At 42.5% G+C, this 24,721-nt stretch carries 29 protein-coding genes; 19 read left to right on the forward strand and 10 right to left on the reverse strand.

Annotated features, from left to right (window positions below):
* Positions 1-2 precede the first annotated feature (2 nt).
* The 5 genes from bacD to C6Y06_RS01540 all read right to left on the reverse strand — a co-directional run bounded on the left by bacD (position 3) and on the right by C6Y06_RS01540 (position 4,891).
* Positions 3-1,424, reverse strand: coding sequence for an alanine--anticapsin ligase (gene bacD, locus C6Y06_RS01520; RefSeq protein ID WP_060597524.1), 1,422 nt, complete (start codon positions 1,422-1,424; stop codon positions 3-5).
* Between the two features lie 15 nt (positions 1,425-1,439).
* Positions 1,440-2,201 (reverse strand): SDR family NAD(P)-dependent oxidoreductase, encoded by a 762-nt coding sequence (locus C6Y06_RS01525; protein WP_060597523.1) that lies wholly within the window; start codon positions 2,199-2,201, stop codon positions 1,440-1,442.
* The gene (gene bacB / locus C6Y06_RS01530; RefSeq protein ID WP_060597522.1) at positions 2,198-2,905 is read right to left on the reverse strand and encodes a 3-((4R)-4-hydroxycyclohexa-1,5-dien-1-yl)-2-oxopropanoate isomerase; all 708 of its coding nucleotides are present in this window, start codon (positions 2,903-2,905) and stop codon (positions 2,198-2,200) included. The genes C6Y06_RS01525 and bacB overlap by 4 nt, the downstream gene beginning before the upstream one ends.
* A 1-nt stretch (position 2,906) precedes the next feature.
* On the reverse strand, positions 2,907-3,509 hold the full coding sequence (locus C6Y06_RS01535; protein WP_060597521.1) for a type 2 periplasmic-binding domain-containing protein: 603 nt from the start codon (positions 3,507-3,509) through the stop codon (positions 2,907-2,909).
* A gap of 149 nt (positions 3,510-3,658) precedes the next feature.
* The gene (locus C6Y06_RS01540) at positions 3,659-4,891 is read right to left on the reverse strand and encodes an MFS transporter (RefSeq protein WP_060597520.1); all 1,233 of its coding nucleotides are present in this window, start codon (positions 4,889-4,891) and stop codon (positions 3,659-3,661) included.
* 145 nt (positions 4,892-5,036) lie between these two features.
* Between C6Y06_RS01540 and C6Y06_RS01545 the strand changes: the two genes are divergently transcribed.
* A complete protein-coding gene (locus C6Y06_RS01545; protein ID WP_041816025.1) occupies positions 5,037-5,516 on the forward strand; it encodes an Lrp/AsnC family transcriptional regulator in 480 nt (159 codons plus the stop codon).
* 32 nt (positions 5,517-5,548) lie between these two features.
* Here the strand turns inward: C6Y06_RS01545 and C6Y06_RS01550 are convergent, their stop codons facing one another.
* On the reverse strand, positions 5,549-6,670 hold the full coding sequence (locus C6Y06_RS01550; protein ID WP_223251421.1) for an MFS transporter: 1,122 nt from the start codon (positions 6,668-6,670) through the stop codon (positions 5,549-5,551).
* 69 nt (positions 6,671-6,739) lie between these two features.
* Positions 6,740-7,510: a hydrogen peroxide-dependent heme synthase gene (hemQ, locus tag C6Y06_RS01555; RefSeq protein WP_034660358.1), complete on the reverse strand. Its 771-nt coding sequence runs from the start codon at positions 7,508-7,510 to the stop codon at positions 6,740-6,742.
* 240 nt (positions 7,511-7,750) lie between these two features.
* On the opposite strand from hemQ, the gene pta reads away from it, so the two are divergent.
* The 9 genes from pta (at position 7,751) to C6Y06_RS01600 (ending at position 14,106) form a co-directional block, all read left to right on the forward strand.
* The gene (gene pta, locus C6Y06_RS01560) at positions 7,751-8,722 is read left to right on the forward strand and encodes a phosphate acetyltransferase (RefSeq protein ID WP_106036425.1); all 972 of its coding nucleotides are present in this window, start codon (positions 7,751-7,753) and stop codon (positions 8,720-8,722) included.
* Positions 8,723-8,908: 186 nt separating this feature from the next.
* Entirely contained in the window at positions 8,909-9,310 is a 402-nt protein-coding gene (locus C6Y06_RS01565; RefSeq protein WP_106036426.1) for a YwqH-like family protein, read from the forward strand.
* A gap of 1 nt (position 9,311) precedes the next feature.
* Positions 9,312-9,590, forward strand: coding sequence for a YwqI/YxiC family protein (locus C6Y06_RS01570; protein ID WP_095285665.1), 279 nt, complete (start codon positions 9,312-9,314; stop codon positions 9,588-9,590).
* Between the two features lie 11 nt (positions 9,591-9,601).
* A complete protein-coding gene (locus C6Y06_RS01575; RefSeq protein ID WP_106036427.1) occupies positions 9,602-11,389 on the forward strand; it encodes a T7SS effector LXG polymorphic toxin in 1,788 nt (595 codons plus the stop codon).
* An 8-nt stretch (positions 11,390-11,397) separates the two neighbouring features.
* Positions 11,398-11,835, forward strand: coding sequence for an SMI1/KNR4 family protein (locus C6Y06_RS01580; RefSeq protein ID WP_060597516.1), 438 nt, complete (start codon positions 11,398-11,400; stop codon positions 11,833-11,835).
* Positions 11,836-12,088: 253 nt separating this feature from the next.
* On the forward strand, positions 12,089-12,358 hold the full coding sequence (locus C6Y06_RS01585) for a hypothetical protein (RefSeq protein WP_066031593.1): 270 nt from the start codon (positions 12,089-12,091) through the stop codon (positions 12,356-12,358).
* A gap of 20 nt (positions 12,359-12,378) precedes the next feature.
* The gene (locus tag C6Y06_RS01590; RefSeq protein ID WP_317615035.1) at positions 12,379-12,726 is read left to right on the forward strand and encodes an SMI1/KNR4 family protein; all 348 of its coding nucleotides are present in this window, start codon (positions 12,379-12,381) and stop codon (positions 12,724-12,726) included.
* Positions 12,727-13,007: 281 nt separating this feature from the next.
* Positions 13,008-13,853, forward strand: coding sequence for an octanoyl-[GcvH]:protein N-octanoyltransferase (lipL, locus tag C6Y06_RS01595; protein ID WP_106036428.1), 846 nt, complete (start codon positions 13,008-13,010; stop codon positions 13,851-13,853).
* A gap of 19 nt (positions 13,854-13,872) precedes the next feature.
* Positions 13,873-14,106 carry a DUF5970 family protein gene (locus tag C6Y06_RS01600; RefSeq protein WP_048237691.1) on the forward strand — a complete coding sequence of 78 codons (234 nt, stop codon included), beginning with the start codon at positions 13,873-13,875 and terminating at the stop codon, positions 14,104-14,106.
* Between the two features lie 33 nt (positions 14,107-14,139).
* On the opposite strand, the gene C6Y06_RS01605 is transcribed toward C6Y06_RS01600, so the two are convergent.
* Positions 14,140-14,949 (reverse strand): RsfA family transcriptional regulator, encoded by an 810-nt coding sequence (locus C6Y06_RS01605; RefSeq protein WP_106036429.1) that lies wholly within the window; start codon positions 14,947-14,949, stop codon positions 14,140-14,142.
* A gap of 240 nt (positions 14,950-15,189) precedes the next feature.
* Here C6Y06_RS01605 and C6Y06_RS01610 point away from each other — a divergent pair, with 240 nt between their 5' ends.
* The 4 genes from C6Y06_RS01610 (at position 15,190) to C6Y06_RS01625 (ending at position 18,450) form a co-directional block, all read left to right on the forward strand.
* Complete coding sequence (locus tag C6Y06_RS01610) at positions 15,190-15,411, forward strand: YuzB family protein (RefSeq protein WP_003215259.1); 222 nt, start codon at positions 15,190-15,192, stop codon at positions 15,409-15,411.
* Positions 15,412-15,581: 170 nt separating this feature from the next.
* Positions 15,582-16,883 carry an HD domain-containing protein gene (locus tag C6Y06_RS01615; protein WP_106036430.1) on the forward strand — a complete coding sequence of 434 codons (1,302 nt, stop codon included), beginning with the start codon at positions 15,582-15,584 and terminating at the stop codon, positions 16,881-16,883.
* Positions 16,884-16,913: 30 nt separating this feature from the next.
* On the forward strand, positions 16,914-17,414 hold the full coding sequence (locus C6Y06_RS01620; protein WP_012011603.1) for a YwgA family protein: 501 nt from the start codon (positions 16,914-16,916) through the stop codon (positions 17,412-17,414).
* A gap of 223 nt (positions 17,415-17,637) precedes the next feature.
* Positions 17,638-18,450 (forward strand): zinc-dependent metalloprotease, encoded by an 813-nt coding sequence (locus C6Y06_RS01625; RefSeq protein WP_060597512.1) that lies wholly within the window; start codon positions 17,638-17,640, stop codon positions 18,448-18,450.
* Between the two features lie 50 nt (positions 18,451-18,500).
* Here C6Y06_RS01625 and C6Y06_RS01630 read toward each other — a convergent pair whose 3' ends face one another.
* Positions 18,501-18,686 carry a 2-hydroxymuconate tautomerase gene (locus C6Y06_RS01630; RefSeq protein WP_012011601.1) on the reverse strand — a complete coding sequence of 62 codons (186 nt, stop codon included), beginning with the start codon at positions 18,684-18,686 and terminating at the stop codon, positions 18,501-18,503.
* A gap of 114 nt (positions 18,687-18,800) precedes the next feature.
* Here C6Y06_RS01630 and C6Y06_RS01635 point away from each other — a divergent pair, with 114 nt between their 5' ends.
* Positions 18,801-19,457, forward strand: coding sequence for a site-2 protease family protein (locus C6Y06_RS01635; RefSeq protein WP_223250429.1), 657 nt, complete (start codon positions 18,801-18,803; stop codon positions 19,455-19,457).
* A gap of 12 nt (positions 19,458-19,469) precedes the next feature.
* Positions 19,470-19,988 carry a YwhD family protein gene (locus C6Y06_RS01640; RefSeq protein ID WP_066031598.1) on the forward strand — a complete coding sequence of 173 codons (519 nt, stop codon included), beginning with the start codon at positions 19,470-19,472 and terminating at the stop codon, positions 19,986-19,988.
* A 125-nt stretch (positions 19,989-20,113) separates the two neighbouring features.
* Here the strand turns inward: C6Y06_RS01640 and C6Y06_RS01645 are convergent, their stop codons facing one another.
* Positions 20,114-22,183 (reverse strand): transglycosylase domain-containing protein, encoded by a 2,070-nt coding sequence (locus C6Y06_RS01645; RefSeq protein WP_106036431.1) that lies wholly within the window; start codon positions 22,181-22,183, stop codon positions 20,114-20,116.
* Positions 22,184-22,407: 224 nt separating this feature from the next.
* Between C6Y06_RS01645 and speE the strand changes: the two genes are divergently transcribed.
* From speE to C6Y06_RS01660, 3 genes are all read left to right on the forward strand, one after another.
* On the forward strand, positions 22,408-23,238 hold the full coding sequence (gene speE, locus C6Y06_RS01650; protein ID WP_106036432.1) for a spermidine synthase: 831 nt from the start codon (positions 22,408-22,410) through the stop codon (positions 23,236-23,238).
* Positions 23,239-23,307: 69 nt separating this feature from the next.
* The gene (gene speB / locus C6Y06_RS01655) at positions 23,308-24,180 is read left to right on the forward strand and encodes an agmatinase (RefSeq protein WP_060597508.1); all 873 of its coding nucleotides are present in this window, start codon (positions 23,308-23,310) and stop codon (positions 24,178-24,180) included.
* 69 nt (positions 24,181-24,249) lie between these two features.
* On the forward strand, positions 24,250-24,597 hold the full coding sequence (locus C6Y06_RS01660; protein ID WP_106036433.1) for a hypothetical protein: 348 nt from the start codon (positions 24,250-24,252) through the stop codon (positions 24,595-24,597).
* Positions 24,598-24,721 lie beyond the last annotated feature (124 nt).

Consider the following 24,721-nt stretch of genomic DNA (forward strand, 5'->3'; position numbering starts at 1 on the left):
TTCTATCCCTTCACTAGTTCATCCATTAACTGAATGGTTGCCTGCTTCTGAATGTTACGGATGGATGCGGCAACATCCTGAGAAGACGACCCTTTTAATTCAAGAGACACGATGCCATTAAATGCTTCGAATAAAGATAGATCCACAAAGGTTCCTTTAGGTGGGACGGATTCACTGATGATGACAGTATCTCCAACTAAAGTGTCCTGCGGAATATGAACATGATCAATGGTGATATGTGTGACCTCAGGCGGAATGTGTCCGCTCTCTTTGAAATGCTGAGGGTATAAATGACAGTCTGCTAAATAATGCGTATGTCCAGAAAGCAGTTCTTTTGGCAAATCAGCCTTTTTTCCATCGACTAATACATCAATCAACAGCTTGGCCATATCTACCCCAAAGACCTTTTTGATATTCGGAATCATATTCCAGCCAGCAAATCTAGCTGCTGATTCGATTAATCCGGTTTCTCGATTTTTCATAAGCTTGATTTCTGTATGAGTGGCACAGTTTTCAAGACCTAGCCCTTCATTTGCCTTCTTTGCTGCCTCAATGATGAGTTGCTGGGCTTCATTGTCTAGGATCGACGGAGTAATATGAGCCGTTTCTGTAAAACCGATTTGAGGGGTCTTATCATGAATGACAAAAGGGATATATTCACCCTCAACGACTAACCCTTCAACACTGACATAATCAGCGTAGCCGTCCTCTTGATACCAATCCTCGTAAGCACCCTCTAAGTATGTTTCAGCGACAAACGGAGCTTCATACGTCACAGCGTTTGGAACGGGAATGGTTTGCAAATAGGATTGTACGTTTAAAAAGAGATCATCACTGCCGGCTCGGTCATGAAAAAGGGTCACGCCAATGGAGCTTGCTAAGTATGTAGGCTTTAAAATAAGCGGTGTCCCGATATGTTCAATGGCTTGCTGGAAATCAGCTAAAGTAGTGACAGGCTGAGTTTTTACTGCTTTGACCCCAGCCGCGTTGAATGCAGCCCTCATTTGACTTTTATCACGCGCTAATTCAGCTGCCTTTACCCCAGCGCCGCGCAGTCCAAGACGCTCAGCTGCTTTTGCCATTGGTGCAATGAATAATTCATTATTGGTGGTGATCGCATCCGCTTTGAAAAAGGAAGCCACACGAACTAGGTCGTCCACCACCTCTTCCTCGGATTTCAGATAATCGTCATGTGCCCAGTAAATAGAATCTGGGTGTTCAAAAGAAGGGTTTGTGTCAAAATAATCTCGATCTTTGATGACGGCAATGGAGTATTTTTCGATTAGCTCAGCGTGTCCCTTTGTAATAGCAAAGGGTCTCGGGATATAAGAAACGATATGATACGATGCAGCCACGCTTTCGTAAAACATATGGGGCGGGCATCCTCCCAGATCAGCAATGACAAGTACGGTTTTTTTACTCAATGAAAGCACTCCTTTTTATCTAGCGGTGTAACCGCCATCTGCTGTGACAACACTTCCAGTCATATAACTGGATAGATCAGAGGCGAGAAACAGCATGACGCCCGCAATTTCTTCGGGTTTTCCGAGACGAAGTAATGGGTTCACCTTTGCTTTTTCTTTTTTGACAACCTCAAGACTTTCTGAATGATTGTCTAAAAAGGATTTTTCATTTAATGGCGTATCAATAATGCCCGGGGCGATACAGTTCACCCTGATTTGATGGGCGGCATAGTCGACCGCCATGGATTTGGTTAGCTGGATGACACCGCCCTTTGTTGCGTTATATGCAGGGATGTCAGGCCAGCCGACAAGACCCCCGACAGATCCTGTATTGATAATACTTCCGCTTTTCTTTTCAAGCATATGCGGCAATGCATGCTTACTCATAAGAAATACACCCGTCAGGTTGACCTGTAAAATGTGGTTCCAATCCTCCAGCGTCATCTCGTGAACGGGGGAGACAATTTCGATGCCTGCATTGTTAATCAAAACATCAATTGTTCCAAAACGGTTCAGCACGAACTGAACGGTTTTTTGACAGTCAGACTCATTCGTAATATCTGTTTTGAAAAACGCAAGATGCTCGTGCGGCAATGATTCGACGAGTTGTTTGCCGCTCTGTTCATTGATATCAGCCACTGCTACTTTTGCTCCATGCTCAAGGAAAAGCTTGACTGCGGCAAGCCCAATCCCTGATGCACCTCCTGTAATCAGGACGACTTTTCCGTCGAGGTTCATTTCTTCACCTTAGACGCTTTTGGCTTCAACCGATTATAGCGGGGAGGGAAGAAGAGATTAATAGACTTTGATGCTTCCGGCTTTGGATTTATCGCACCATGATCTTCCTTTGGATCACAGAAATAAGTGGTGCCAAATTCCATTTTCTCTGTAAAGCCTTCAATGGTCATATCATAACCTCCACTGATGCAAATGCCGATTTGTTCATTGCGGTGTTTATGAAAAGGCATTTCACCGCCATTTCCAGGAATGTTGGCAATCATGAGCTCCATCCAATCCTCAACAAAAAAGGTGACTTCCATGCCAGGGAGTAAATCCCGTGTTTTGAAAATATCTAAGAAATAAGTAGGAGGAGCCGTATATTCCTCGCCATCTTTTAATCTCTTAATATCAATGGCGATCGCTTCCTCATCTGTCAGGTTAGATGCGCCGTGAGGGACAAAAGGTGGTGCGATATAGGCTGATTCTAAAGGGGTGAGCAATTGGGTCGATGGGCCGACCGTCATTTGAAGCTCGCCTTTTAATACGATGCCGATTTGTGCTTCGGGATGCTCGTGAGGTTCTATGATCGTGTGAGGAGGGACGTATGAAATTAACACTTCCGTATCACCTCTGACCGTGGAATATTGTGTGACACCATTCTCCCATTCTACTTTTTTGGCTTGAGGAAAATATCGTTCTTGCGTCTTTTGTTCAGTTTGCATATTATATCTCTCCTTTTCCGAATATGGACCAGCTCATTGGGATGCTTTTAAACGTTCGAATGAAGGTGAGGCCGTATGTGGCTCTGGCTACCTCATTAGTTAAAGCGAAATCAAATTCGCCGTCTCTTACTTTTTTTGCGGCAGTACTTGTAGAATTGACTAGCTCAAATTCAGCATTTTGGTGAATGAAATATTGAATCAAATTGACAGGTGCAGGGTGAGAGACAATTTTTAAATGGTGGAGCATTTGTTCTTGAAATGGGAAATCTGGTCTGACAGCCAAACCATACATGGGTGTGTCACATCTGAAAATTTGTAAAAGCTGCAGGTCAGGTCTCATGTAGAAGTGTTTGATTCCTTCGTATGCGTGTGGAACGAGAGTGTATTGGAGTGCGTTAGAGAGAGTATGTTCAATGCAAGTTTCGAACGTGTCGTAAAGGGATAGTTTCGTATGAGTGCCGAGTGTAGTGGTGGAATGAGAGATGAAATGTTTTGCTGCATATTCACTGCTTGTCCCCTCAGGGCCTAGTGTATTGACTGTAAACATCTTAGGTGAAACGATGGGCTCTTCTTTGAAATGAAAAACATCATTCTTTAAGATCATGTTTACCATCCAATCTTTTTCAAATTTTTACTAGATTATAAAAAATAAAATTGGCAATTGTCAACAAAATTTATAAAAAATGTATTTTATGATGATATTAAAAATTGATCTAAAAAACTGCACATACCTAGATGTGCAGTGAATTGAGCTTACGTTTCAAATGTGTTTTTATGTTTCTGCTGTAAGGTTCGTTCACGTTTATAGCTGGCGAAGCTAATGAGAAAACCAACAAGCGTAATGAGTGCACATACAAGCCCTACCGTATGATAGCCGAAATGGACATAGACAGGTCCCATAAGAGCGGAACCAAGCATAACGGCAAGATTGGACGCAAGGCTGTAAAAAGCCATCACTTTGCCTCGGTGGGTTTGGGAGCAGTCGCTTAGGACAGTGCTCAAAAGCGTGACAGATAAACTTTGCATGGCACCCCAAATAAATAGGGCGAAAATCAGCAATGTCCATGAGAAAGGTGCATAAGGAAGTAAGGCGAGAACGAGCGTAATGCCGCCCAGCACAAAGAAAAGAGAACGTGTTTTGCCAAACCAGTCTGCTAATTTCCCTGTAAATACACTCATGGAAAAACCGACGCCGTAAGCCATGATCAGAAGTCCTGCCGTCGATTGCCCTCCAGAAAACAGACTTTGCAGATAAGCTCCTAAGAACGAGTACATGCCATAAAATCCTAGCATATTACAAAATGTCACGGTCAAATAGGCGGGGACACGATCAATTTTCAAAGCGCCCCATATAGAGCCAGCTTTCTCCCTAGCTTGAGGTGCTCCTGTATTCGCTGTGGCGGTTTGTTTACGAGATTCAAGGATGACGAGCAGCAGGACAATGAGACTCATGATGGCGAAAATCCAAAAGGTCCATCGCCAGTTTAAACTCTGCCCGATGAAGGCGCCAATTGGTACACCAAGGACAAGAGAAAGAGACCAGCTCGACACAATGAGCCCCATCACTTTGCCTCGATATTCGTAAGGAACCCGGTCGCCTACAAGAGCATAGGCTGTTGGCACAAATACACCGGTCGCCAGCCCAGAAATGGCACGGCCAGCAAAAAACACTGCCAAATTCGGGGCAGCCGCACACATCACGGTTCCAATCAAAAAGAAAGAAAGCCCGATGATCAAACACAGTTCCCTTGAATACCGGTCCCCTAAAGGAACAAGCAGCGGGGCTCCAACCAGCACAGCTAACCCATAAATGCTGATGGAAAGGGCGAGAATATCAAGAGAGTGCTGAAAGGAGTTTGATAAATCAGGCAGCAGTGGTGAAATCACCAGTTCTTCCGATCCCGCCGCAAAGACGCCAAGTGTGAGCGCGATGGCAAGTGTGATGGGAAACGTTTTAGAAGCCTTGCTGTCTAAAGATTCTTTCATCAGGTGATCCCTCCATACTTGCTTTTTCATTCAATTCCGTTAAAATAAATTCTACCATTATTTAGTTTTATTTTACATTTCGAATCATAAGTATTATCATAAAATACTTTTCAAATGGAACGACTTTCGGATAGGAGAGGTACGAATGAAAATCACCGATGTTGATGTGCATATTTTAAATGAATTGAAAGAAGATGCCCGCTTGTCTATGAGGGAATTGTCCAAACGAGTCAACTTATCCGCACCTGCGGTAGCAGAAAGAGTACGTAAATTAGAGGATGCAGGAATTATTGAAGGGTATTCGGTTCAGGTTAACTATAAAAAATTAGGGCTTATGATTGACTGCCTGCTGGAAGTCACAGTGCTAAACGGGGAGTATCAACGTTTTGTGGCTTTTATGAATCAGCACCCACGCGCTTTTTTTGCTTATCGAGTGGCAGGACAGTCATGCTTTTTCATTAAGCTGTCAGTCGCTTCTCTTGAAGAAATTGAAGCCTTTATTCAGGCAGTGTCTGGGTTTACAAAAACCGTATCTCATATCGTCTTATCCGAGCACTCCTTTTCCCATCCAGTTCAGGAACGTGTGAAACAAATAGAAGAGCCAGAAATGACCGTGATGAAATAAAAAAGGACCTGACTCAGGTCCTTTTTGTTCGTCTATCTGACTGATAGCTCATAATCGTAATGATGAGCCCAATGAAGGTTACAGCTGCAGCAAATAACGGAACAAGCTGCAAGACTGTCAAGCGCTGCACCGCCAGCATTCCCAATATTAAAGGCAGAATGACTAAGCGTCGATGCGAGTGTCGGTGCTTCATGTGCCATGTTCATCGTGCGGTATTGCAAGGTAGGAACAAGAATAAATGAAATGATTCCCCAAACAAAAATGGTCAGCACAGCAGGTACTTTGAATTCGGAAGTGATTGTAAACAATAACAGGACAGCCATCAGCAGGATCAGTGTCACCATAATACTCGGCATCAGCTTCCAATCGGCAAGCTTTCCGCCAACTAAATTCCCGATGGTCACCCCAAGCCCGAAGAGAACAAGGATGAGCGTCACCCCATTTTCCTGAAAACCAGTCACTTGCAGCAGGATCGGGCTGATATACGTAAAGGCGGTAAACACACCTGCAAAACCAAAGATCGTCATTGCAAAAGAAACGAGTACCTGTGGCTTTTTCAAAACAGACACTTCATTTCGAATATCCAGTACTTCTTCCTTCGATTGATTGGGTACTAAGCTGATGATACCGATTAAGGAAATGAGCCCAATGACGGCAATAACAAGAAACGACATACGCCAGCCGAATTGATTTCCGATGAAGGTACCAAACGGCACACCCAGTACATTGGCGACCGTCAGTCCTGTAAACATGAAGCTGATCGCACTTGCACTTTTCTCCTTAGGCACAAGCCGCGCAGCCATTATGGCTCCGACGCCAAAGAAGGTTCCATGAGCAAATGACGTCAAAATACGTGCGGCCATTAATAGACCGTAAGTGGTCGATACAGCGGCAACAGCATTTCCCGCCACGAACAGGATCATTAATAGAATGAGAAGACGTTTCCTCGACATTTTCCCAGTTGATAATGTTAAAATAGGTCCGCCAACTGCGACACCAAGTGCATATCCAGTAATCAGCTGCCCTGAAGCAGAGATGGATACATGAAGGTCGTTTGCGACGTTTGGCAAAAGTCCCATAATGACAAATTCAGTCATGCCAATCGAAAACGCACCGAGCGTTAAAGCAAAAATAGCGATGGGGAAGTTTTTCATGATGTGATCACCTTTTCTAAACAAATACATAAAAAAAGCTTCGGAAAGTTCCGAAGCCTTAAGAGTTTATCATACATGGAAATAAGACGCCAGCTGCTCGTTTGCTAATCGGTTTCCGACAAAGAAGGAACCAAATTCGCCGTAGCGTGCACTGACTTCATCAAAGCGCATTTCATAAACCAATTTTTTAAATTGAAGCACATCGTCAGCGAAAAGAGTGACGCCCCACTCATAATCATCAAAACCGACGGAGCCTGTAATGATCTGCTTTACTTTCCCAGCATAACTGCGGCCAATTAAGCCGTGGCTTCTCATGAGTGATTTACGCTCATCCATGGAGAGCATGTACCAGTTGTCATTGCCAGAACGTCTTTTATCCATTGGATAGAAGCACACGTATTGAGAAGAAGGGAGCTCTGGGTATAGACGCGCACGTACATGCGGGTTCTCGTAAGGATCTCCGCCATCTCCGCCTCCAGCTAAGTAGTTGCTGAGTTCCACAACTGAAACGTACGAATAAGCTGGGATTGTAAACTCTGCTAGTCGTGTTTTATTGAATTCAAGTTCAATTTCACCCAGTTCTTCCATGGTTGGACGCAAAATCATGAGCATAATATCTGCTTTTTGGCCGACAATACTATAGATTGTTTGGCTTCCAGCCTTATCGTGCTCAGCTGTTTTCCATTTTTCTAATAGACCTGTGAACTCATGAAGAATCGCTTGGCGCTCATCACTTGTCAGCAGCTTCCAAGCTGTCCAGTCAAAGGTTCTAAAATCATGCAGTGCATACCAGCCGTCTAGTGTTTGAGCTGCTTCATTGGTTGTATGTTGTTCGCTCATTTATTTCACTCCTATTTACAGTTTTCCATCTGTTCCAACTATAACATAGTTTGTCCAAATGAAGATGTGATCAAAACTTGAACGACGAAAACAGCTTTTATGGAAATTGATTAAATTAGTTTGAAAAATAAGAATTTAATTTGTAAGCGCTATAATGTAAGTTGGTAGTTTGAATTTATGTAGAAGAAGAGTATGCTTAAAAGAGAACGCTTTTTTTGTAAAATCAAGGAGGGTATATAAGTGGCAGATATTTTTTCAACAGTTCAGGAAAAGGTTGCAGGTAAAGGAGTAAAGATCGTTTTTCCTGAGGGAATGGACGAACGCATTCTAACAGCCGTTCAAAAACTAGCAGATGGCAAAGTATTGCAGCCAATTGTTGTAGGTAAAAAACAAGAAGTTGAAGCAAAAGCAAAAGAATTAGGTCTTACACTTGATGGTGTCGACGTGTATGATCCTCATACATATGAAGGTTTTGAAGAGCTTGTACAAGCTTTCGTAGAAAGACGTAAAGGCAAAGCAACAGAAGAGCAGGCAAGAAAAGCATTACTAGATGAAAACTACTTCGGTACAATGCTTGTATATAAAGGTCTTGCAGACGGACTTGTGAGCGGTGCAGCACACTCAACTGCTGACACAGTGCGCCCAGCACTTCAAATCATTAAAACAAAAGAAGGCGTAAAGAAAACATCTGGCGTCTTCATCATGGCTCGCGGCGAAGAGCAATATGTGTTTGCTGATTGTGCGATCAACATTGCACCAGACAGCCAAGATCTAGCTGAAATTGCGATCGAAAGTGCAAACACAGCCAAAATGTTCGACATCGAACCACGTGTGGCAATGCTTAGCTTCTCTACAAAAGGCTCAGCAAAATCAGACGAAACAGAAAAAGTATCTGAAGCAGTTCGTATTGCAAAAGAAAAGGCACCTGAGCTTGTACTTGATGGAGAATTCCAATTCGATGCAGCTTTCGTTCCTTCAGTAGCAGCGAAAAAAGCGCCAGATTCCGTCATCAAAGGCGATGCGAGCGTATTTGTTTTCCCTAGCCTAGAAGCTGGAAACATCGGCTACAAAATTGCACAGCGCTTAGGTAACTTTGAAGCTGTAGGTCCAATCTTACAAGGCTTAAACCAGCCAGTAAACGATCTTTCAAGAGGCTGTAATGCCGAAGACGTTTACAACCTTGCGCTCATCACAGCAGTTCAAGCACGATAATAGTAACGATCAAAAAAGCTAGTTTCGTTTTCACACGAAGCTAGCTTTTTTTGCGCGTGTGAAATAGGTATAAAAACCCAATACCTACGATTCATTTTTCGTTGAATTCGTTTTCAATCATATGCCTCTTGTGCTAGGAAATGGTAACATAACGGAGGACTATTTGAGGAATAGAGGTGTTTGACGATGTCTGGAGCTATCATCGGTTATACAACAGCCTTGTATTCGTTAAAGGCAGACATATCCATAAAAAAAGAACAAATCATCGAACTGAGCATATGTCGAAAAGAAGTGAAAGAGGCAAAAATGGCCTTGTCAGATGCGAGCAAGAACATCACGCGTCCAGACCTTACTTCACATACATGGTTTGGCCACTTGGCAGATACGTTTGATAGCCTTAGGGAAGAGATGAAATCGGTTAGTCAAGAGATAAAGGATGCACAGCTCACCAATCTATTGAATCGAATTGATGAAAAAATCAATGACTTGACAGCAGATATCCATTCATTAGAACGTGATATTCATACAGTTGAAAGAAAGATAGAAAAAGAGAAGCAAAAACAACTGGAAGAAAAACGAGGAAAATAAAATGAGCAAAGAAATTAAAATAGATGCCAGTGAGGCGAAAAAAGCATTAAAAAATGTAAAACAAGCAGGCGCTCATGTCCATTCAACACTTCCAAAAACCATCAAAGGGAAAAATGAGCTCTCCACCACAGAACAGATAGAAAAGATCAACCAGCAATTGAATGAACTAAGTACATCCTATATAGAGATACTTCAGAAACAGCTTGTACAAACAGAACAAGCCGTGAGCACCATGATTGAAACGGACAAATCGCTTGCTTCTAGTCATAAAAGAAAATAAAGGAGAACGGAATGAAAACCCTTGACGCCTTTGCGCTAATCAATGGAATTGACCAAACACTGAATTCGTTAAAGCAGCAATCACAAAACATCAGCTCACTAGAAAAACAAATCGACCACATCATCTCACTTGATGATGCACTAAAGGGAGAGGCAGGGCAAGCCATTCGAGCATTTTATACAGAATGCCATATTCCTTTCTTGCAATTCTTTCAGGTTGTCATTGAGGAATACAGTTCTGCGCTCAAAAAAACAAAGCAGGCACTTCATGCCCTTGAATCAAATCAACACGGTTTTATTTCACAAACATTTATTGAACACGAACTTGATTCAGGTTTAAAAAAAGCGGAGCGAGCGATTTCTGACATCGTATCAGATGTAAGCCAGGCGATCGGCAGGGTCAGTCATATCGTTCACTTGCCTCATGTAGACGAGTCTGCGTTTCAACAGAGCTATCAAAAAGCGTGGCTTGAGACATCCAGAACCATTGGACTGCTCCATGCCTTTGACAGAGAACAAACAAGTGCTATGAATGAAACAACAAGTGCATTGCAAACAATGAAACAATACATAAACACCTTAAGCACCATGTTCACCGGCCCAAAAATCGAGATCACCAGCTATCAAAAGGGATCTATTTTCAAAGACACAAAAGAAGAAAAAGTAAGAAGCACGATCAGTGGATTGAATGACAAAATAGACAACCCGAAAGACAATCCGATGATGATCATGCTGAAGAAATTGGGTGAGAAAGAACAGGCAAATGTGAGGACGGTGGTTCATAGAGACACCCTCCGAAACGTCAACAAGCAAGTCAAAGCAAACGATCCATGGCTTACGACATTACAAAAAGAAGTTGTGAGCGGGAAAAGTAAGATTCTTAGAGACATCAGGGTCGTAAATGGTAAACTATATAACGTAAAAGGCATCAAAAAGCTAAAAGAATTCGACATCGCTGATGAAGTAATCACAGATCCGTCGGACATTGATTTTATAGGCGGGAGATACACCGTTTATGCCAATAAACAAATCATTCGAACGTATATCGCAAACGACGAAGTAAGAATAGAAGAAGTCGACAACATCCCAGAAAGCCGCAGCCACGGAAATGCCAAACGCATACTAGACGGTGAAGTTGTCTCAACCGCCGAAAACATCATTTTAGAATACAGCGGCATCTATGACGGATACCGAGCGGTTACTGGTAAAGACCCAGAAACTAGCGAAAATATTAGTAGCACAGATCAAGCCCTATCCGCAGCCTCTATCATCCCATTTATGAAAATCATTAAAGGCGGGAAATATGTCTTTAAGATTGATCAAGGGAAGAATGTGGTAAAGAGGGTTGAGAAGACTGCTAAAGGTGCGGGTGAACTTAATAAGGATTTAGCAAAAGCTTATCTTAGGGATATAGAGGCTAAAACTGGACGTAAGGTTAATAAAGATCAAATTCATCTTATTAAAGAAGCCTTAAGAAACAAAAACTATGAAAAATTGACACCAAAAGAGACTGCTAAGCATAGAAGCAAATTTACATCGAGCTTGAAAGATAAATTAATTGCAGAGTGGGAAGAAAAAACCAAACAAAAGTGGCCAAGATATACAGAAGAAGTACTTGATAAGAATGGAGAGGTTGCTCGGAGGGTTGGTCAACCGTATGATGCTCATCATATCATAGAGAACAACTTTGGTGGCGCCCATGAGTGGTGGAATATTCATCCGGCTAAATATCCTAACGAACATCAATCAGGGATACATGGAAAGGGAGCTCCATCAGGTAAACTATTTCCAAGGAGGTAAAATAGCATATGGCTAATTTTAAATTTATTAATGAACTAGAAAATAAAACTTATAAGGTATCTGAAGATGACATTTTAAAAGCTGAACAAAGAATGGACATAAGTTTTCCAAATGATTTAAGACAATTATATTTAGAAATTGGCTATGGTTTTATTAAAGGTCAAAGTGCTAACTCAATAAATAGAATTATGGGACCAGGGACAGTAGCAGATATTAGATTAAGAGAAGGTGTTTTTGAATTTGATCCAGATTTAGATGGACTTTTTGATGATGAAAATAAACTTATTTTTTTTGAAGTAAACGAAGGTGTTTATATTTCATTAGATTTAAAATTAGTTAATAATCCAGTATATTATTTTGATACTCAAATAGCTGAATCGTTAGAGGATTTTTTCAAAAAGTTTCTCAATAATAATGAATATTATCTAGATTTAATTGAGGATTAGACTTAATCGGAATAAATAGTGAAAATCAATTGACCTTGAATGGCTATGACTTGCTTTTCAAGGTTTTTTACTTTATTTTAATCAACTACTTTACGCGAATAATATCACTTTGCATGGCAATAAATAAAGAACTGTTGTCATAGATAGAACTGCTGTCTATTGTTCTAGAAAAAGGTAAATTAGGTCTGATATCTAGAGGAATAAGGAAATATCAAGTTTTGTAGTAGGTAGTAAAACAGGGAAAGGAATGCATATGGAACATAAACAACACAAAAACAAAAAAACATTTAACTGGCTATTAAGTATCAGTTTTCTTCTTGTCATTGGGACAGCTTTGATGAGAGGAGTTTCATTCTCAGATGCCGAATATCGAGGTTTCCCCATTGATTGGCTAGTTCTACACTCACATCATGCCTTTGAATTTCTGTGGTTAGGTTTTATACTCGATGTGGCTATTTTCTATTTCATATTAAAGTTGCTCCTTCGGATGTATAAAAGTGTCATGAAAAAATTAGCTGCTTAAAATATAGGAGGCTTTCAAAAATGATCAATCTATTTCAAATCCAAAATCTGAACATGAAAGAGCCAGCAAGTGAGATACATATCAAAGAGGCAGAAGCTGAACTAAATTTGATTTTCCCCTATGTCTATAAGACCTTACTAAAACAATCAAATGGATGTTCCATTGGAGGCGACCTGCTTCTATACGGAACTGAGGACATAGTGGAACGCAATGCAACGTGGGAAGTTCATCATTATGCCAGCTGCTATGTAGCCATTGGTGACGATGGCGGCGGGCAAGTATTTCTTATGCGAGGAAGAAGAGGAGAAAACAGTGTGGATTGTCGATGCTGGTGTGATAGACCCTCAGCATGCGGAATTGGTGGCTGAAGACTTGTTGAGTTGGGTCAGTGAGGGCTGTTACATAGAAGTTTAGTCTATTAAGGAGATGATCGATTTGCCGTGGAACACATTGATCGCTGCATGCCTCGTGGTTGGGATTCCTGTCGTTTTGATTGCAGCTGTTTATTTCATCGAAAAAAGGAAGAACAAGAAAACCAAAGCATCCAGTTGAAAAACTCTGTGACGTTCCTTGTCATAGAGCTTTTTTCTCTCTCATTCTCCCCCATGTTATAATAAACACAGTTTATGAACGAGAGGATATGCAGGACATGAAAAATGAACCTATTGAGTTACTGACACAGCCGAAATGGCGAATCATAGATCAATCGAGCCTCGGTCTTTATGTGGACCCGAAGCAATCCTTTGCGATGGATGATACGCTTTGTGCGTCGGTTGGGAAGGGTCTCTCACCAGCGACAGCGCGTTCTTGGGTACATCACAATACGATTGTGCTTGGGATTCAGGATACAAGACTTCCATTTCTGCAAGATGGCGTGAAACTGCTTGAGGAAGAGGGCTATCGCGTCATTGTACGCAATTCAGGCGGCCTTGCTGTGGTGCTGGATGAAGGTGTCTTGAATGTGTCATTAATCTTTGCAGAACAAAAGAAGGGCATTGATATTGACCGCGGGTATGATGCGATGGTGGAATTGGTCCGCCGGATGCTGTCTAAGTATGAGGTGGACATTGAAGCTTATGAGATTGTCGGCTCTTATTGTCCGGGCAGCTACGATCTAAGCATCAATGGAAAGAAATTTGCAGGCATTTCTCAGCGTAGATTACGCGGTGGAGTCGCTGTGCAAATTTATTTGTGTGCAGATGGAAGCGGGCGGGAACGTGCCGACTTGATCCGTCGTTTTTATAACGCCGCCTTAAAGGACAAACGACAAGAAGTGAAGGCCGTGTTTCCTGATATACAGCCTGATACGATGGCGTCTTTATCAGAATTAACTGGAGAACCAATTGATTGCGCGCTTCTTATGCGTCTTTTACTAGAAGAGCTTCAAAAGCTCAGTGATCAGCTGACAGCGTCAGGACTGAACGCAGAAGAACAACTGGAATTTGAGAAAAACATGACGCGGATGATTGAGCGGAATGAAAAGGTGTTTTCGTAAAAAGAAAGGAAGGGTTCTGGTGAAATCCAAAAACGGCGGTTACCTCTATTTACTATGGCTTCCTGTCCTCATGGGAGCCGGCTACGGCATTTCGCTTTTAGTGCCATTTCTTCAGCCTGTCCTGACACTTGGCATCGCAGGTCTTTATATTTTTATGTTTGGTGATTTTCAGGTAAGGCAGGTCAGGTATATTTTTATGTTCGTGTTTTTGATCAATGTCCTTTTTAGTGTGATGCTATTTTTGGGCATTTAAAAAAGTGCTTCCCGAGGCGGGGAGCACTTTTAGTTATTCTGCCATTTTTTCGAGGTTGCCGTTTCGGTCCATTTTAAAGGTTGGTGCGGCACTATCGTCCTCTTCAAACAAAACTAGTTTTCTTGCACGGTTCATGATTTTGACGAGTGTTTCATAATCTTCTTGAATTGTGAGCTGATCCTTTTCAAGCTTTTTCACTTCAGCTTCTAGCTGCGAGACTTTATGAGAAAGCTCATTGTTTTCTCGTTTTAAGCGGCTGTTTTCCATACGTAAGGCAGTGGATTGCTGACCATCGCCTTCATAACGGCGTAAGAAATCAATGATATCGTCGATGGTTAATTCTTGATGCTGCCTAAATGGATTTGCTTCCGGCTTTTTCTCTGCGGTATTTGGGGCATGAGAAGCCTGTGACAATAAATGTGATAAACTAGCTAACTCTTCATTGTAGCTTTGATCCACAAACTGAAGCTGTTCGGCTGTTTCAGCAGCTGGTGCAAATGTTTCTTCCTTTGCTGGCTCCAATTCTTGTGAGAATTCTTCTTGAGTGACCGTTTCTTCTACTTGCGGCTGATAAAGTAATCGTTTTTTCGCAGGCTGGCCATTGCCAAGTGCGCGCATCCGTTGTTTTCGCTGTTTTTTGGCAAGTGCCAGCGCTTTTTCATATTGATGCCTGACGACAGCATTCCATCTAAAACCGCATGCCGCTGAGGTGCGGTTCAGTTTATCTCCTACTTCTTCAAACGCATTAAGCTGCGTGCTGCCCTCTCTGACGTGACGTAAGACGGTTTCTGCCAGGAGGAGATCATTTTCCTCTGACCATGCATCTTGTCTTTGTTTTGACATGTGTTTAAACCCCCATATGATTTGATGGTATTAGATTAGCCAAGTTCAAGAAGGTTTATACAAGTTTGCTAAAAGGATAGTGGAAAATACTAGCTTTTATGTAAGCGCGTCATTGGGACGGCAAAGCGTCTTGCAAGTCCAGCCGCTTCGATGTACAATGTTGGGTGGTATATTATGACTCTTGGTTTTCCAACTGTTTCATATAGAATGAAGTTCATCATTGAAAGGAAGCGTAAGACCATGGCTAATGAGTTTCGCGTATGTGACGATTGTGATGCGACGAACCTAAAGACGTTGCTGCCTCGACTCAAATCGGTTGACCCTGATGCAAAAATTGAGATTGGCTGTCAATCCTATTGTGGTCCAGGACGAAAAAAGGCTTTTGCGTTTGTAAACAATCGCCCATTATCCGCACCAACAGAAGATGAGTTACTCGAAAAGGTTCAAAAAAAAGTTAAATAAATGTCACTGAATGTGTTCAGTCGACCTAAAAAGAGGTCCGTCCCTGTCAGGTCGGGCTTTTTACGTCCGTGCAATCTTTGAGAACACATTCACCAGCAAATTCAAGGATGTTTTCGGGGAAAGTTACCCGATATAATAGAAACACGTCTTAAAAAAAGAGGGACGAAACGATGGCGTATCCAAAAGGGAAATTATCTGAGGAAAAGGTATTTAAAGATCCTGTGCACCGTTATGTTCACGTACGGGACGCATTAATATGGGATTTAATAGGAACAAGAGAATTTCAGCGCCTGCGACGAATTAAACAGCTAGGAACCACTTACTTGACGTTTCATGGTGCAGAACACAGCCGTTTCAATTATTCACTCGGTGTATACGAGATTGTGAGACGGATTGTGGATGATGTATTCAAAGGTCGGCCGGAATGGGATGAGGGAGAACGCGAGCTTGTACTGAGTGCAGCCTTGCTTCATGACCTCGGACATGGTCCATTTTCTCATTCCTTTGAAAAGGTCTTCCACTTAGACCATGAATCGTTTACAAGAGATATTATTTTAGGGCAAACCGAAGTCAATGAAGTGCTTCGCCGGGTTAGTGATGATTTCCCGAAGCATGTGGCAGAAGTGATTGCCAAAACGTATCAAAACAAACAGGTGGTCAGTTTGATCTCAAGTCAAATTGATGCCGACCGTATGGACTATTTGCAGCGTGATGCCTACTATACAGGCGTCAGCTACGGCCATTTTGATATGGAACGTATTTTGCGCGTGATGCGTCCGAGAGAAGATCAGATTGTGATGAAGCAGAGCGGGATGCATGCGGTCGAGGATTATATTATGAGCCGCTATCAAATGTACTGGCAAGTTTATTTCCACCCAGTGACACGCAGTGCGGAAGTCATTTTAACGAAAATTCTCCATCGTGCAAAAGAGCTGCATGAAACGGGCTATATTTTCACACATGCCCCTGTTCATTTTTATTCGATCTTTGAGGGGAATGTCACCACAGAGGACTATATTAAGCTGGATGAATCCATTGTCTTATTTTATTTTCAGGCGTGGGAAGACGAAGAAGATCACGTGCTGGCTGATTTGTGCCGCCGTTTTATGAACCGCCGATTGTTCCAATATACAGAGTTTAATCCGAATGAAGAAATGACGAAATATTTCAAGCTGACCGCCTTGTTCAAGGAGGCAGGCATTGATCCTGACTATTATTTAGTCGTCGACTCTTCCTCTGACTTGCCCTACGACTTCTACAGACCAGGGGAGGAAGAAGAGAGACTGCCGATCCACCTTTTGACGCAAAGTGGTCATATTAAAGAGCTGTCGAGACAGTCAGATATTGTTGACGCCATTTCCGGTAAACGAAGAACCGATCATAAACTTTATTTCCCGATGGACTTAATTGTAGATATGTCGGAAAAAGCTGAAGAAAAGAAGGCGATCATGAAGCTGCTTGGATTGGGATAAGGAAGTACTGAAAAAGGAGATGTCGGGAATTTGTTGAAAGAGCATGCAAAGTTGATGAAGGTATTCTCTGAATCAGGGGAAATCGTTGGACGGAAGAAGCTGCAAAAGATGATTTACATAGCAAAAAAGCTAGATTTGCCTTTTTACGAGAAATACGATTTTCATTTTTATGGCCCCTATTCAGAGGAGTTGACGCTCAGAATTGAAGAGCTGTGCAACCTTGGATTCTTGGACGAAATGAAGGAAAAAAAGGGCGGATACTATCAATATCGCTATTCGCTGACGGACAATGGGAAAGAGTTTCTCGATCAGTGTGAAGTGGACATGCCTGACCTCAAAGTACTGACGCAGCAGATGAACGAGCAGTCGTCTCGTTTCCTAGAGCTCGTCTCCACAATTTTATACTTTGATGACCTGCCAGAAGATGAGGTAAAGGAAAAGGTCTTCACCATTAAAAGCAAGCAGCGCTATACGGACGAAGAATTTGAGGATGCGCTTGCTTATATTGATCAATTGAAGGAATTGAACTAGTTTCGCAAAAGCCCAGCATTTAGGGCTTTTTTTGTTTTGTAAGACCCAGACCAAAAGCGCTATTTTTCGATGAAATGTGTGCTGAAATATCCGAAAAATTAGTGAATATGACGTATTTCGACTTTTTTCTGTGTATCTAATTCCCTGTTTTTGACTGAATAGAAGGAAAATGGTGAATTTTCAGTGAATATATAACCTTGTAAAAATCAAAGGAGGGATAGGAATGAAAAAGCGTTCAGTCTTTTTGTCATTTTTATTGGTAGGTAGTTTGTTACCGGGAGTAAGTTCAGCTTCGGCACCAGTCGCGAGTGCTGGTCATGGGCATGATCATGGTCATGCGCCGTTCGAAACACATATTAGTGAGGGGTTGCCAAAGGCAAACGATTTTAAAGATTTGACGAAAGCACCTCCAATTGAACGAGATGTGAAAACAAAGGTATTAGATGAGTCTGGTAAGCAGGTAGGCTCTAGAACCTTTAAGGCGAATACAGGAGATTCTATTTCAACAAAGGCAAGTACAGGCAGTCAGAAAGTAACGGTCTATGCTGTAGCAGATGCGCAGTATCGTGCGAAATATAGTGACTGGCAGACGCGGATTGTCAGCATTATTGAGCAAGCGGACGTCACCTTTAACCGTGACCATGATGTAGACTTTGTCGTACAAGCAGTAGGATCTTGGACATCTTCTGGATCAAATGCAGAGCAAATCTTGTCAAACCTTCAGCGCAGCTTTGATGGCAGAGGTTACGATTTTGTCACAGGATTTACAGCAAATCCAAACTTTGATGCGGGCGGAATCGCATATGTATACAATAGTGCACCGAGCGGAAGTGCATTTGCCGTCAACCTTGATCAAGGAACAGCGAATACAGCAAAAGCGGCTACGCATGAATACGGTCATAACTTTGGCTTACCGCATGACCCTCAAGGCAGCGGCATTGTCTGCTTAATGAATTATGATTATTCCTACACAGTCGATTTCTTTGATGCGGCTCATAAAAATCAAGTGAACCGTAACAAAGCGTGGTACAGATAAAATAAGAGACAAAAGGACAAACACCCTATGTGCTTGTCCTTTTTTTATGCTTACAGGTCGCTGATTCGTTTTCCTGCTACGGCATAGTGTTCTTTTTTCATTTCTTCAATAATGACAGAGACTTTTTCTGCACCTGCGCCTGTTGTTTCAACAACAGCATCAGTGACTTTCTCTACAAGAGCTCTTTTCTGCTCGTCTGTTCTTCCTTCTAGCATTTGAACGGTGACAATCGGCAATGCGAAAACCTCCTTTTTCCTTTTCGTGCTACGCTTCCCTTTAGTTTAAGGGACTTCTTATAGTATACTGAATGAAGTAAATCATTGTATAGAAAGAAAGAGGGATTCATGCCTTTGGACCAATTTCTTGTGTATCCATTAGAACTTATTCCATATGTCGCCATTACGCTTGTTGTTGCATTTACGATGCACGAGCTGGCGCATGCATATGTTGCGTATCGTTTCGGAGACCCGACAGCTAAGAACCAAGGGAGACTCACATTAAATCCACTGAAGCATCTTGATGTATTTGGGACGATTTTGATCTTTGTGGCTGGATTCGGCTGGGCGAGACCTGTGCCGGTGAATCGTTATCATTTTAAAAACCCGCGCTTAGCAGGAATCTGCGTCTCGATTGCTGGCCCTTTAAGTAACTTGGTGTTGGCGTTTCTAGGCTTTTTCGTGTACGTGCTTCTTCAGAAATTTGGCGGGGAGTCGCTCATGCGCTTTGAGCCGGGAGTCGATAATTTCTTCTTAATCTTTATTAACTTGAACGTCATTTTGTTCCTATTTAACTTATTGCCACTTCCGCCGCTGGATGGGTATCGTATTATTGAGGACGTCGTCAGCCCTGGTATCCGGGCGAAAATGACGCAATTTGAACAATATGGGATCATCATTTTTCTCATATTCGTGATCACGCCGCTAGGACAGTTTGTTTTTGGTCCATTGATCGGAATGCGGGATCAAATCATATACTGGTTTAATCTTATTTTGAAGCCGCTGCTTTAGGAGGTCTAATGAATGGAAGGTAAAAAAAAGAAACCAATTGGTTTTAACATCATTAAAAAAACAGATGCAACCGACGGACACGGAGGCTTTGGAGCGGGCGCGCTCAGCCTTGATAACATTTCGCCAGTGATCATTGACGTAGAGGAAAAGGAAGCTGTCATTGATATTGGTGCGATGCATGCAAGAAGTGCCGTGGAAAAAGGAATTAAATTCTTGAAAAGCAAAGAAGAGGTGCCGAACGGAAAGCTGTATTGGCTCGTATGGGTGACCATTGACCGCAGAGAAGAAGGTCCTTATTATGCGGGTGTGACGGCATGTGAAATGACCGTTGACCGTTCAATCCGCCGCGGGTATAAGTCGCTTCCAGAGCATGTGAATTTAATGGATAAATCGATGAAGCGAAAAATCGTCGTCAGTCATATGGATGACGTCTCGAAAAAGGTGCTGGCTGATTTCTTGAAGAGTCATAATGAAGCACTATGGGAAGCATCCACAGATGAATTAAAAGAAGGATTGTCTGTCTCTGAATAATTGTGAAATTTTTGTGAAGAATGGTGAATTGCTACCAATTCCAGCTGGTTTTTGAGTAAACTGGTGTTAAAGCTAGGACATGGAGAATCCCGAGATGCAGATCTCGGGGTTTTTCATGTCTTTTTTTAACGTTTCAGCCACTTTTCCCACCATTTCTTTGGCCTTTGATCTTGAACCGGATCTTCCTCAAAAGATTTATCCTCCGCACCGTAGCAAACACCTGTCGGCTCCGTTCCTTCTATAAAATAGGTGAATACCTTTGATTCACACCCTGGACCCGCAAGATCGCCGGTTTTTGGATTGATATACACACCTTTTACACCGTCTGGCGGCATGAAGGAGGACGCTGGCTGCTTCGAGAGGGCTGATTCCATAAAGGATGCCCATATCTTTTTTGCATAGGCTGTTTCTTCGACCGAGTCAATGGTACGCCCTTTATCATAGCCCGTCCACACACCTGTGACGAGCTGGGGAGAGAAGCCGATCATCCAGCTGTCCGCTCCTGTCGTTCCTGATTTCCCTCCGTATGTTCGTGTGAGATCCTTCATAATGGTGCGGCCAGTGACACTCGTATAGCCGTTTAACTGATCATTGAACATTCCTGACATCATATCGGTGGTAACAAATGCTGCCTTTTCATCTAAGACTTGCTCTCGTTTTTGTTTCTCTTCAAAAAGCACGTTGCCTTTTGCGTCCGTTACTTTCGTAATAAAGGTTGGTTTGACGCGTTTTCCGCCATTGACAAGCATTGCGTAAGCATTGGTCATTTCAATTGGTTTGACAGGGGACGTGCCTAGGGCAAGTGATGGCACTTGATCTAGTTTTTCGTTGATGCCAAATGTTTTGCCAGCACGTACAAGCTGCTCCATTCCTAAAAATAGATGGGTTTTCACGGCATAAATATTATCAGACAGCGCCAAGGCCTGAAGCATGGTAATGCCATCATTGGCGTAATAGCCATGATAATTGCTTGGTGAATAAGCAGCACCGCTTCCTTGATCATCGAGCTCAAAAACCGTTTCTTCACTGCGCATGACGGTTGCTGGTGTAAACCCATTCTGCAAGGCAATGTAATAGAGAAGAGGTTTCATTGTTGAACCGGGCTGTCTTTTCGCTTGTGTCACTCGGTTGAATGGACTTTTCTCATAATCTCTTCCCCCTATGAGGGCGAGTACATGACCTGTTTGGGGATGGATAGCAGTAAAACCGATTTGGATATCTGATTTCGAATAGATTGTGCTTTTTAACGTCTTCTCTGCAATTTTCTGTAACTCTGGATTTAAAGTCGTTTGGATATGAAGGCCATAGGTTTCGATCTGCTCCTCAGTTAACCCCAAGCTTTGTTTCAACTCACGAATTACATCATCATAAAAATACGGGGCTTGCTTTGCTTGCAGCTGCTTCTTCTGCAAAGGGCGATAGGACAGTTTTTCTTTCGTGGCTTCAGCGGCTGCCTTTTTCGTAATCATGCCGTCCTCTTGCATGTGCCTCAAAATCATATTCTTTCTTGCGCCGGCTTTCTCTTCATTCACATAAGGGGAGTAGAGAGAAGGGCCCTTTGGGATACCGGCAAGTAAGGCAGATTCAGCGAGGGTCAAATTCTTTGCCTTTTTTCCAAAATACAGCCGGGACGCCGCTTCTACGCCATAAGCTCCATGACCATAATAAATGGTGTTCAAGTATCCTTCTAAAATCTCATCTTTTGTATAGTTTTGCTCTAAGCGGATCGTGTAAAAGGCTTCATTCCATTTCCGCTTCCACGTTTTATCATGATCTAAATACAGATTTCGTGCATATTGCTGGGTGATCGTGCTGGCGCCTTGTACCTTAGCCATGGCACGAATATCAGCCACTGCAGCACCCGCCATCCGTTTCACATCAAAGCCATGATGCTCATAAAAAGTTTTATCCTCAACAGCTACAGCTGCCTGCCTGATATGAGAGGACATGTCCTTTAATGGCACCCAATATCTCTTTTCTCCAAAGCTGGATTCTCCAAGCTTTGAACCATCGGCTGCATAAATGGTCGTGGATTGGGGAACTTGAACAGAAGGGGCACCTTGCCATTTGGCTATTAAAAGAATCGTCAAAAAGACAGTGCCTGCAAATAGAAAAGCGAGCAAGCCGATAAAAAAACAGGCTCGAATCGTTTTCACGGTCATGCGGATTTTTTTATTACTCATGATTGTGTCCATGCAAAGCCCTCATTTTGACGGTTTTTTATCAGTATGGAACAAAGAAAACCGTTTTAAACAAATGATTGCAAGAGCGTGCATTAAGATTGAAGAGAACTCATGCGGTTCTTTACAATTTGATATGAATCCACTATACTTTTTTCTTGGACAATCGATATAGTCATAGCCGATAAAGGCGCTAACAATAGATGTTTGTTTATTATTGGATGAGAGGAAGATGGACAATGAGCGAACTTTGGTATACAGAGAAGCAAACGAAGAATTTTGGTATTACATTGAAGGTGAACAAAACCCTTCACACAGAACAAACAGATTTTCAGCATTTAGAAATGGTGGAAACAGAAGAGTTTGGCAATATGCTGTTTTTAGACGGTATGGTGATGACATCTGAGAAAGATGAGTTTGTATACCACGAAATGGTGGCACATGTTCCTCTTTTCACTCATCCAAACCCGGAAAATGTTCTTGTCGTAGGCGGAGGAGACGGCGGTGTCATTCGTGAAATCCTGAAGCATCCAAGTGTGAAAAAAGCGACACTTGTTGATATTGATGGCAAAGTCATCGGATACTCGAAGAAATTCCTTCCTTCTATTGCTGGGAAACTAGACGATCCTCGTGTAGATGTTAAAGTCGGAGACGGCTTTATGCACATTGCTGAAGCTGACAATGAGTATGATGTCATCATGGTGGACTCAACTGAACCAGTTGGACCAGCTGTGAACCTGTTCTCTAAAGGATTTTACGCAGGAATTTCAAAAGCACTCAAAGAAGACGGTATTTTCGTGGCACAAACGGACAACCCTTGGTTCACACCTGAGCTAATTACAAATGTACAGCGCGATGTGAAAGAGATTTTCCCAATCACGAAGCTTTACACAGCGAATATTCCAACGTATCCAAGTGGTCTTTGGACATTTACCATCGGTTCAAAAAAATATGATCCACTTGCTGTAGAAGACAGCCGTTTCTTTGATATTGAGACGAAATATTACACAAAAGAATTGCACAAAGCGGCATTCGTTCTGCCGAAATTTGTGAGTGACTTAATCAAATAAATCAAGCGAAGTGGAAATGCGCAAATGACAGTTTGCGCATTTTTTGAAGCGTAAAAGGAGGAATCTTGCATGAGATTCGACGAGGCTTATTCAGGAAAAGTGTTTATTGGAAGTCATCCGACATGGGAAGATGCAAAAGTCATTTTATACGGCATGCCGATGGACTGGACCGTCAGTTACCGCCCAGGCTCACGTTTCGGTCCGAACCGCATTCGTGAAGTATCGATCGGTTTAGAGGAGTACAGCCCTTATTTAGATCGTGAGCTTCACGAGGTGCCATTCTTTGATGCCGGTGACATTCCACTTCCTTTTGGAAATGCACAGAAAAGCTTAGATTTAATTGAAGAGTATGTCGACAGCATTTTAGAAAAAGGGAAGTTTCCATTAGGAATGGGCGGCGAGCATCTTGTATCTTGGCCGGTTTTCCGTGCGATGCATAAGAAATACCCTGATTTGGCGATCATCCATATGGACGCACATACGGATCTTCGTGAGGAATACGAGGGTGAGCCGCTGTCTCATTCAACACCGATTCGTAAAGTAGCAGGACTCATTGGACCTGAAAATGTGTTCTCTTTCGGGATTCGTTCTGGAATGAAAGAAGAATTCAAATGGGCAAAAGAAGCGGGCATGCACATTTCTAAATTTGAAGTGCTGGAGCCATTGAAGCAAGTATTGCCAAAGCTGAAGGGGCGTCCAGTTTATGTGACGATCGACATTGATGTATTAGACCCGGCTCATGCACCTGGTACAGGCACGGTGGATGCTGGCGGTATTACATCAAAAGAGCTGCTTGCATCTATTCATGCGATTGCAGGATCTGATGTCCAAGTAGTCGGTGCAGACCTTGTTGAGGTAGCACCTGTATATGATCATTCTGACCAAACAGCGAATACAGCGAGCAAGCTTTTACGCGAAATGCTGCTTGGATTTGTGAAATAACACCTTGATAGAGGAGCTTGTCATCTCATGTGGACAAGCTCTTTTTTTACATGAAAAAGGAGGCAGTTCATGTTTTCTTCTATATTGATGGTGCTTCTCGCTTTATGTGTGTTAGCGGCAGGCATTCTCACGCTGAAACGAGAGCTCAAAGCTGAGCCGCCCGTTTTTGCTTCGAAAAAGGAAGCAAAGGAAGAGATGATGGGGCTGTTTCAGGATCGAGGCTTTTTCTATCTGACGGCCATTGCGTTATTCATGCAGGTGGTATGTAAGCAGACGCAAATCGTGCCATTTAATTTTTTTCAGGTATTTTTGGCAAGTTCAGGCGTACAAGCTCTTTTTTATTTAATCAACAGAAAAGACTTGGGCGTAAAGGCTGGATTGGTGGTATTAGTGAGTGTCCTGTTTCTTTTTTTCTAAAGGGATGGCGGAAGATCAAAAACGAAGTTTAATCGCCGTGAAGAAGAGAAATGATGGTATGATAGGCGATCATGAATATGGTATACTATTTTAGTTAAACGGGTCTTAGCAAAGGAAGTGCAAA

Origin of the sequence: Bacillus sp. MZGC1, from assembly GCF_002998605.1 — a bacterium.
Classification (GTDB): Bacteria; Bacillota; Bacilli; order Bacillales; family Bacillaceae; genus Bacillus.